Source organism: Micromonospora sp. KC723 (assembly GCF_004348595.1).
Taxonomy (GTDB): Bacteria; Actinomycetota; Actinomycetes; order Mycobacteriales; family Micromonosporaceae; genus Micromonospora.
The window spans coordinates 1-9002 of record NZ_SMKD01000182.1 but is presented as its reverse complement, the minus strand read 5'-3'; the positions used below and the strand labels follow the sequence as shown (position 1 = coordinate 9002).

General features: G+C 67.4%; 8 protein-coding genes and 2 pseudogenes. 7 read left to right on the top strand and 3 right to left on the bottom strand.

What is annotated here, in order from left to right:
- Positions 1 to 436 precede the first annotated feature (436 nt).
- The 4 genes and pseudogenes from E1165_RS26155 (at position 437) to E1165_RS30215 (ending at position 3451) form a co-directional block, all read left to right on the top strand.
- Positions 437 to 1672 (top strand): annotated as a pseudogene (locus E1165_RS26155) (IS110 family transposase).
- A 219-nt stretch (positions 1673 to 1891) separates the two neighbouring features.
- Positions 1892 to 2422 (top strand): pyridoxamine 5'-phosphate oxidase family protein, encoded by a 531-nt coding sequence (locus tag E1165_RS26150; RefSeq protein WP_132394389.1) that lies wholly within the window; start codon positions 1892 to 1894, stop codon positions 2420 to 2422.
- Between the two features lie 494 nt (positions 2423 to 2916).
- Complete coding sequence (locus E1165_RS30220) at positions 2917 to 3255, top strand: hypothetical protein (protein WP_243704998.1); 339 nt, start codon at positions 2917 to 2919, stop codon at positions 3253 to 3255.
- 19 nt (positions 3256 to 3274) lie between these two features.
- Complete coding sequence (locus tag E1165_RS30215) at positions 3275 to 3451, top strand: hypothetical protein (RefSeq protein ID WP_243704997.1); 177 nt, start codon at positions 3275 to 3277, stop codon at positions 3449 to 3451.
- Between the two features lie 994 nt (positions 3452 to 4445).
- Here E1165_RS30215 and E1165_RS26135 read toward each other — a convergent pair.
- Positions 4446 to 4652 (bottom strand): hypothetical protein, encoded by a 207-nt coding sequence (locus E1165_RS26135; protein WP_132394388.1) that lies wholly within the window; start codon positions 4650 to 4652, stop codon positions 4446 to 4448.
- A 364-nt stretch (positions 4653 to 5016) separates the two neighbouring features.
- Between E1165_RS26135 and E1165_RS26130 the strand changes: the two genes are divergently transcribed.
- The gene (locus E1165_RS26130; RefSeq protein ID WP_132394387.1) at positions 5017 to 5295 is read left to right on the top strand and encodes a hypothetical protein; all 279 of its coding nucleotides are present in this window, start codon (positions 5017 to 5019) and stop codon (positions 5293 to 5295) included.
- A gap of 139 nt (positions 5296 to 5434) precedes the next feature.
- Positions 5435 to 6250 (top strand): IS256 family transposase, encoded by an 816-nt coding sequence (locus tag E1165_RS26125; protein ID WP_243704996.1) that lies wholly within the window; start codon positions 5435 to 5437, stop codon positions 6248 to 6250.
- Positions 6251 to 6445: 195 nt separating this feature from the next.
- On the opposite strand, the gene E1165_RS26120 is transcribed toward E1165_RS26125, so the two are convergent.
- Positions 6446 to 6805, bottom strand: a complete 360-nt coding sequence (locus E1165_RS26120) for a metalloregulator ArsR/SmtB family transcription factor (RefSeq protein ID WP_132394386.1) — start codon at positions 6803 to 6805, stop codon at positions 6446 to 6448.
- Between the two features lie 66 nt (positions 6806 to 6871).
- Here E1165_RS26120 and E1165_RS26115 point away from each other — a divergent pair, with 66 nt between their 5' ends.
- Positions 6872 to 7948, top strand: coding sequence for a cation diffusion facilitator family transporter (locus tag E1165_RS26115; RefSeq protein WP_243704995.1), 1077 nt, complete (start codon positions 6872 to 6874; stop codon positions 7946 to 7948).
- A 273-nt stretch (positions 7949 to 8221) separates the two neighbouring features.
- On the opposite strand, the pseudogene E1165_RS26110 reads toward E1165_RS26115, so the two are convergent.
- Positions 8222 to 8750, bottom strand: a pseudogene (locus E1165_RS26110) (IS5 family transposase); the annotation flags it as partial.
- Positions 8751 to 9002: the final 252 nt, after the last annotated feature.

Genomic DNA, 9002 nt, shown 5'->3' with positions numbered 1-9002 from the left:
ACCACCGCCGCCGACGGCAACGACGCCTCGGCAAGCTCACCCCGATAAAGTTTGAGACAATCAACAGGCCCGCACACGCGGCCTGAACCACTCAACCCCGCGAGTCAACCAAACCCGGGGCAGTCCCAATAGGTCCGTCGTTCGAAGACGAGTACCTGCAGACCACCCCCCACACTCATGTGGACGCCCTCTTCTAATAGGTTCCGTCAGCCTGCTGGTGCAGGATGGCTCCGGTAGCGGCTGGCGGGTCAGCACTGCACTCTTCGGACCCGTTTGAGGTCTTGCGGCAGACCGTGCGCCCGTTGGTCGTGAGGAGACGGGACGGCTGATGGGATGACGTGCCCCGCCCTCTGGGCTTGGTGAGCACTTGGCTGTTAGATCGCCGGCGTCTTCTCCACGCTGCTGATACGGGCGGGTGTCTGTGTGGGAGGCGAGGATGATCTGGGTAGGCGATGACTGGGCCGAGGACCACCAGGACGTGGAGATCCTTGGCGAGGACGGGCGCCGGCTTGTCCGGGCGCGGTTGCCGGAGGGTCTTGAAGGTGTCGGCCGGTTGCATCGCTGATCGCTGAGCACATGCCGGCGTCGTGGGCGGATCTGGACCCGGCCGAGGCGGCCGGGCGGGTGCGGATCGGGATCGAGACCGACCGTGGCACGTGGGTGCAGGCGCTGGTCGCGGCGGGGTATCAGGTGTATGCGATCAACCCGATGTCGGTGGCGCGGTACCGAGAGCGGCATTCCACTTCTGGTGCGAAGTCCGACGCCGGGGATGCGCACGTGCTGGCGGAAATCGTGCGTCTGGATCATGCCCATCACCGGCAGGTGGCTGGTGACAGCTCTCTTGCGGAAGCGGTGAAGCTGGTGGCGCGGGCGCATCAGAGCCTTGTCTGGGACCGCACCCGGCAGGTGCTGCGGCTGCGCTCGGCGTTGCGGGAGTGCTATCCCGCCGCGTTAGAGGCTTTCGACGACCTGGCCGCCGGTGAGGCCCTCGAGTTGCTGGACCGGGCACCGGATCCGGAGCGGGGTGCTCGCCTGCCGCAGGTCACGATCGTCGCCGCGCTGCGGCGTGCCGGTCGTCGTGATCTCGATGGCAAAGCTACCGCGATCCAGCAGACACTGCGCGCTGAGCAGCTGCGCCAGCCGCGGCCCGTGCAGAACGCCTACGCGGCGATCGTATCCAGCCAGGTCCAGCTGATCAACGTTCTCAACATCGAGATCGCCGAACTCGGTCAGGTGGTGGCCCTCACATTTTGGCCGGCACCGCGACGTTGAGCGTTACTTGAGCCTGCCCGGCCTCGGCCCAGTTCTCGGTGCCCGGATCCTCGGCGAGTTCGGCGACGACCCGCACCGCTACGTCGATGCCAAGGCCCGCCGCAACTACGCCGGCACCTCGCCGATCACTCGGGCGTCCGGCAGCCGCCGTGTCGTACTCGCCCGCTACGCCCGCAACCGCCGTCTCGCCGACGCCGTGCACCAGTGGGCGTTCTGCGCCATGCGCGGCTCACCCGGCGCTCGCGCCTACTACCAGGCCCTCCGCGACCGCGGCACCGGTCACCAGGCCGCCCTGCGCCAGCTCAGCAATCGTCTCGTCGGCATCCTCCACGGCTGCCTCAAGACCGGAACCACCTACGACGAGGCCACCGCCTGGGCCCATCTCCGACCCAGCACTTGACATCGAAGAACCATGGGATGTCTGCCGCCGATCGTGCGCGTCGCCAGCCGGGAGCCATTCACGTCGCGCCGGCTGCCGTGCGGCCCGCTGGCGTCCGCAAGCCAGTTGAAGAAATATGACGCAAGGTGTCAGGATTTGGGTGGAGCATAGGTTCATCGGTCGGCGCCGGTGATAGGCGCGGACCACGGCACAGATAGATACGGAGAGACAAGGACCTCCATGCGCGAAACCCCAGAAGATCTCGAAAATCTCCAAGCCCTCCTTGATGCCTCCCTCGCCGGCTCCACCTCCCACCTCCGCTCGATCATCAACACCGCACGCACACTGAACGCGGAGCAGCTCACCCAGGTCCTCACCGGCATGTGCACCCTCGCTCTGTCGAGCGTGACGGCGAAGGGTGAGCCGCGGATCAGCGGTGTGGACGGGCACTTCCTGCGAGGCAAGTGGCACTTCGGCACGGCGCGCGACGCCGCCAAGGCGCGCCATCTCGCGGCGCGACCCGCCGTCAGCGCCGCACATATGCGCGGTGAGGACCTCGGCGTCTTCACGCACGGCAAGGTGGAGATCCTCAACCCCCAGAACGGCGACCAGGCCACGGACTGGCCGGACGTGCTTGCGTACTTGAGGGACTTCTACGGCGACGACCCCTTCGACTGGGACAACGACGTGGTCTACTACCGGCTGCATCCGCACTGGATGACCGTCTATGCCCCAGACATCGCAAAGCTCACCGCGGCGTCCCAGCCCTGATCCACAGCACGGGCCAACCGATGCGCGTCCGAGACCCGCTTCGTCAGAGGTCTCGTTACCGCCTAGCCAAGGGCGAACCGTTCAAGCCGGCAGGCGGCATGTTCGCTTCGGACAGGCCGATAGCGTCCGCGATGTCCTGGACGAGCTTCAGCTCGTCGGGAACGTCCGTCGGTCACGGCTGGCGACCCGGCCAAGATCCCCGGCGGACGAGTCGATCAAGGTGGTCGAGCAGTTTCACCTCGCTTCGAAACAGCCGCTCACGCTCACCGACACACGCATCGGCGCTCCCAGCACGAGCCCCATGAATCGTGCTGACCTTCGACCATGCCCACCTGGCAGCTCTGCGTCCCATGATCTTGATCTTTCCCGGGCTACCAAGTGGGCCGCCATACGGATGTCTGCCGCCTACCGTGCGCGCCACCCAGCCGGGAGCCGTCATCGATCTGAGACCGGACCGTGGTCGCAGATCGACGCAACGCTGCGATTGTCGGAGCATGCCCGTTCTAGCGCTGACGACGGCGCAGCGGACCACCGCTTCGCTGACCACCGCTTTGCTTGTACTGACGGGATTGACCTCATGCACACCCGAGATCAAAGCCATCACCGGCCTAACGGTGGACGCTGATGGCCGGCCGCTCGCGGTTCTGGCCTGGTGCGCGGACGAGCCGCCGGACGTTGTGCGTCTCCGTGTCGCGGATGACCTGGCCTCGTCCTCCCCGTCCGGCGCACCGACGCCGTCCGCGAACTGGCCGGAATGGCGGTACGAGGTGCAACGCGACGACCTCACCGGCCACCGTTCACCTGATGCGCTTCCCGCCTGCACCAGCCCCTGATCTACGCACAGCAATCCGAATGCGCGGAGTCACCAGGAACAACAGCTTCACCTCCCACTCGGTGATCTTCCGGCTCCCTGAACTGCTCGACCTGAAGCCCGGATCAGTCCTGATCACCACCATCGAGACCAACGAAGAGGTACAGAAGAGCATCTCCCTCGACGAGTTCACGCGCTTGGCACGGAACGCGTGCTGAACTCCGGCAACCGGGCAGCCCTGGCCATACCCCTCGTGGCCATCTGAAGCATCGATCTCTCTACACGAGCGAGACGGTCATGACGTCTGTCTTCCTCAGCCATGATCACATGCACGGATCTGCCGCCGAGCAAGTGCCGGTGGACGGTCGGTCGGTCGGAGGCCCGTCGTACCGCGGCTGCCGTCATCGGAACTCGGCGACGACCTCGACGACGCAGGTCTGTTCGCGGTGTTGCGGCAAGAGCATGTCTGGCATCATGCAGCCATGATGATCGCGGAAAGGGGCCATGCCGCGTAGGCGGCCAGCTCAGGTGCGCGCGAACGCACCGATCCGACTCAGTAAACCGACCCCGCACCTCCACGGCGTGCCGAAGAATCTCGTGCATGCGGTGGGCCGGTGGGAACGCCGGCACCTGTGGCCAGGCGCGGTGACTGAGGCATATGAACGATATCGACGATTCGTCTACCGGCCTGGGCGTCAGATCTATGGGCTTCCTGGTGATCTGTGTCCGTGTTGCGCTGACTACTACGGCTTGTCGAGTGACGACCCCCGCGCCACGCTGCAACAGGCGTTGGACCGCATGCCGAAGGGCAAGGGCAGGGAGCTGCGACACAAGGTCGCTGCTCTCGACGCGCGATTCCTCGCGCGGTCGCTTCCGGACCCTGGGCGCCACCGGGGTGGCCGTGGTGGCGTCGCCAATGTGTGTGGTGACCGCCTCCCTTGAATGGAGCGTCCCGGCGACTCGTAGCGGAACGTTGGCGCCCGCACTATTATGCCGCGAATCATGCGCTACCCGACGGTCACGGCCCGTTTGGGAGGCCGACGCAGGCTCCTGCCGAGTCGAGTGTGCTGTTGCAACAGCGCCGGGACTAGCCGTGCCCTCAGGGTCACCGGGTGGCTGGCCCCGACCGTCCTGCAACGAACCTGCATCTGCGGCTAGACGCCGGTAGCGGCCACAGCTACTGAACACGGCCGTGACCAGGAGGTCCGAAGATCAGCCGCTTCGACGGTTGCCATACTGGCGAGGACTCTGCACCGTGCCGGAACGGCCGTGGGTGCGGCTCGCGGTACCCCCGATGTGGTTGGCGGTGGCCTTGCCCTTGGACCGGCGTGCCGCCCGGTTCTCGAAGGGCTGCGGCTGCTCCTCGGTTCCCGCTTCGGCGTCAGCGGTGGGATCGGCGTCGCTGGTGGCATCGGTCATCGGTGTCTCCTCGTGCTGTTCAGGACTGGGCGATTCGCTGCGGATCTGGAAGCGCGGCCGCCGCGATACGCAGACGGTAGCGCGCAGGCCGACCCGAGTCGGGACCGACTGCCCGGGTAAACCGTCCAGTCACGCCAGAGCCCTCGCCAGGGTGATCCAACCACGGCGCCGTCCGAGCATCCGGATCTAACTGCCGACCGCGCGTTGCGCCGTGTCGGTGACCATCACTTTCGGTGAACCGGTCCTGCTGCCCGCCTGAAGGCTGGCTCCCCGCCCATCTGCCGAACCCGACGATGCTCAGGCATCCGAATCTGCGGGTGGTTGTTCAATCATGGCCGCAGATCGTGTTCTCTAGGCTGACGCCATGTCGGCGGAGCACGAGATGATTGACCTGGGTGACCACGATCCCCAATCGGTGTCCTCGGGCGGAACCGCCCCTGACCGCGTCATGGCCAAGGGGAAGGTGAACGGGCGGCTCGTCGCTACCTTTGTGGTCGGCCTGGTGCTTGGCGGTGTTGCGGTCAGCGAGCTGCGGGATGCGCGAGAGGAACGGCAGCGGAGTACGTCGATCTCACTCGTGGCCTTCGTTGCGTCCGGCGGTAGCGGGGGCGGGGACAGCGGGGGCGTCTATCAGATGGCATGACAACTGGCGGTGGTCAATGCCGGGCCGGCACCGGTCACTGCCAGTGCGGCTACCGGTCAGCTGCCGGGTATCCGGGTCCGGGGCACCGGACAGTCTCGGCTGCTGCGTCCCGGCGGTACCGGCTGGATATGACGCCGACGTGTCCCGAGAGTTGATCAGCCGGGTCACCGACAGCGTCGTGGACGAGATGGAAGCCTGGCGGCAGCGGCCCCTGGACCGGATCTATCCGGTGGTGTTCATCGCCCTGGTGATGAAGATCCGCCAGGGGCAGGTCGCGAACCGGCCCGTCTACGTCGTGGTCGGTATCAGCCTCGACGGGGAACGCGACGTGCTCGGTATGTGGGCCGGCACCGGCGGTGAGGGCGCCAAGCAGTGGGCCGGCTACCTCACTGAACTACGTAACCGGGGTGTCGAGGACGTGTTCATGGTCTGCTCCGACGGCCTCAAGGGCATGACCGACGCGATCGAGCAGGTGTGGCCGCAGGCGGTGCACCAGCAGTGCGTCGTCCACCTCGTGCGGGCATCTCTGCGCTACACCAATCGCAAGGACTGGCAGAAGATCACCCCCGCCCTGCGGGACATCTACACGGCTCCGACCGTCGCCGCGGCGGAGGCCCGGTTCGAGGCGTTCGCCGCCGACTTCGGCCACCAGTACCCGGCCGTGATCCGGCTCTGGCGCCAGTCGTGGCCGCAGTTCGTGCCGTTCCTCGACTACGACCACGAGGTCCGCAAGGTCCTCTACACCACCAACATCATCGAGAGCCTCAACGCCCGGTTCCGGCAGGTTGCCCGCCGGCGCGGGCACTGCCCGACCGAGCAGGCCGCGATGAAGGTCCTCTACCTCGTCGTCCAACAGAGACGCCGGGGCGGCGGGAGCATCACCGGCCGGGTCTACGGTTGGGCCAAGGCCCTCAACGCCCTGATCCTCGCCTACGGCGACCGGATCGCCATCTAACAACCTCGATCACACCACAGGCCCAAACACGGAAATCGACACACCCCCGTGACAGGGGCGGGCCCCGCCGCCGGGGGTGTGGGGGTATCTCACCGCTGTCGCGTGGACACTCACCTCAGCAAGGCGAGGCAGTAGCGGGCCGACCAGCCAGTGGATGCCTCTCCCCCGCTCCACGCCCGTCGAGTAGCCCGCGCGTCAGTCGTGCTCCGGGATGCCGCCCACCCGGTGCGATGCGGCGTGCAGCACCCCGGTCACCAGCCGCTGCACATAACCATCCCGCACCGCATAGAGGGCATGCCGGCCCTCCCGCCGCACCGCCACCAGCCCCGCCAGCCGCAGCTTGCTCAGGTGCTGCGACACCGCCGGCCGCGCCACCCCCAACGCCGCCACCAGCGCGGTCACGTCGTGCTCGCCATCGACGAGCAACCACATCAACCGCAGCCGCGTGCCATCGGCGAGCATCCGCAACATCTCCGTCGCCGCCACCACCTTGCTGTCGTCGAGGAGGCGTTGTTGCAGGTCACTGGCACCTACATGATTGTCGCGTGCATACATGAGCACATATTATCGGCGTGGCACGGTACCGACCCGTCATGCCACCCGGTGACATTGGGAGACGCGGTGAGCGATCACAACCACGACCACGGTCACAGTCATGACCACGACCACGACCACGACCACCCGCACGGCCACGGCGGCCGGCTCGGCACCTGGTGGCACCGGCTGACGCACGCCGTCGTCCCGCACTCGCACGACTCCCGCGCCAAGACCGACGAGGCCTTGGAGTCCTCCCGCGACGGCCTACGCGCCCTGTGGATCTCCCTGGTCGGCCTCGGGATCACCGCTGCCGCCCAGGCGGTCATCGTCGTGCTGTCCGGATCGGTCGCCCTGCTCGGCGACACCCTGCACAACGTCGCCGACGCCCTGACCGCCGTACCCCTCGCAATCGCCTTCCTACTCGGTCGCCGAGCCGCCACCCGCGCCTACACCTACGGCTTCGGCCGCGCCGAGGACCTCGCCGGCTTCGTCATCGTCACCGTCATCGCAGGCTCCGCGGTCGCCGCCGCCTGGACCGCCGTCGACCGGCTGCTCCACCCCGCCGACGTGACCCACCTACCCTGGGTCGCCGCCGCCGGCCTCGTCGGCTTCGTCGGCAACGAACTCGTCGCCCGCTACCGCATCCGCGTCGGCCGCCGGATCGGCTCCGCCGCCATGGTCGCCGACGGCCTGCACGCCCGCACCGACGGCTACACCTCTTTGGCCGTCCTCGCCGCCGCCGGCGGCGCCGCCCTCGGCTGGCGCTGGGCCGATCCAGTCATCGGCCTGGTCATCGCCGTCGCCATCACCTTCGTGCTCAAGGACGCCGCCCGCCAGGTCTACCGGCGGCTCATGGACGCCGTCGACCCCGACCTCGTCGATCAGGCCGAAACCACCCTGCGGGCCGTCGACGGCGTCAAGGACGTGGCCGCGGTACGACTCCGCTGGATCGGACACCGGCTGCACGCCGAAGCCGAGCTGATCGTCGACAGCCACCTCAGCCTCGTCACCGCCCACGAAATCGCTGCCGACGCCGAACACCAACTCACCCACGCCGTACCCCGGCTGACCACCGCGACCGTCCACACCGACCCCGACTGCCACGCCGGCGCCCACCACCACCCCGACCTGTCCCACCACCGCCGGCTGAACCGACGCTGACCTCCACCCCTCGATCCCGCCTGGCGCAGAGCGCCACAGTGGCCCTGACGCAGTACTGCGTCAGGGCCACTGTGTGGAGGCGGACCGAGCCTCGCGACCCGCCCCACCAGCATCGCACGCATGCCAGGCTCCACCGCAATGACACAAGGGCCACCCAAACGGCCAGCGCGGACCGGGCGGGTAGGAGCCGGGCCAGAACCGGTCAGCCTCCACCCCCTCCCGGACAGATGCGCTTCCACGCATATATCGTGGGGATCGCCCATGAACCTCTTTCTGCGGGCTGTCCCCGCGCTGCCCGGCCGTCAACACGATCGACAACAGCTTCTGCCCCTGCTCACAACCCAGATGCAGCTTCGTGGTCAGCCCGCCCCGTGACCGGCCCCACGCATGATCGACGGGCTCGACGTGAACACCACCAGGCGGTTCGGCCTGCAGATCCCCCTTTCACGCGCACCAGCGGCATGCTGGTGCGCCCGGGCCGTCGTCGAGTCGACGGACACGTCCCAGACGATGCGGCCTGCTGCGTCGGCGGTGCTTTGCAGCACGGTCAGGATCCGCGCCCAGGTGCCGTCGCGTTGCCAGCGCCGGAACACCGCATACACCGCTGCCACGATCCGTACTGCGCGGGCACGTCGCGCCACGGCGCCCCGACTCTGATCCGCCACCGGATCCCATCGATGAGCTGCCGTTTCGTCCAGGTCGGCGGACGACCAGGCCGACGTCCGGCAGGCAGCAACGGCTCCAGCACTGCCCACTCCGAGTCGGTCAAGTCGTACCGCCTCGTCACCGCTAGGGTGGTCACGAGGTCTCCGGTGGTCTCCGGTTTTGCTTGGTCGCTAAACCACCTACCGGAGACCTCACCGTATATCGATCACCGCCACACCGTGACTTCCCGGCATTGCCACCGACTTCGATACACGCCCTAGTTGTTCTGCCCATGGACGTTGGTGACAGGGCTGGGATCTTGAAATAGGTGAGGACCTCCGGGTGAGGTGGAGCTTGTCGAAGGTTCCACACCGTCTCGGAGGTCCTCGTGCCACACGCTAACGCACCC

What these genes read in the sequence shown, in the direction of transcription:
- E1165_RS26150 (WP_132394389.1), top strand. Translation starts at nt 1,892, where the DNA reads ATGCGCGAAACCCCAGAAGATCTCGAAAATCTCCAAGCCCTCCTTGAT.
- E1165_RS30220 (WP_243704998.1), top strand. Translation starts at nt 2,917, where the DNA reads ATGCCCGTTCTAGCGCTGACGACGGCGCAGCGGACCACCGCTTCGCTG.
- E1165_RS30215 (WP_243704997.1), top strand. Translation starts at nt 3,275, where the DNA reads ATGCGCGGAGTCACCAGGAACAACAGCTTCACCTCCCACTCGGTGATC.
- E1165_RS26135 (WP_132394388.1), bottom strand. Translation starts at nt 4,652, where the DNA reads ATGACCGATGCCACCAGCGACGCCGATCCCACCGCTGACGCCGAAGCG.
- E1165_RS26130 (WP_132394387.1), top strand. Translation starts at nt 5,017, where the DNA reads ATGTCGGCGGAGCACGAGATGATTGACCTGGGTGACCACGATCCCCAA.
- E1165_RS26120 (WP_132394386.1), bottom strand. Translation starts at nt 6,805, where the DNA reads ATGTATGCACGCGACAATCATGTAGGTGCCAGTGACCTGCAACAACGC.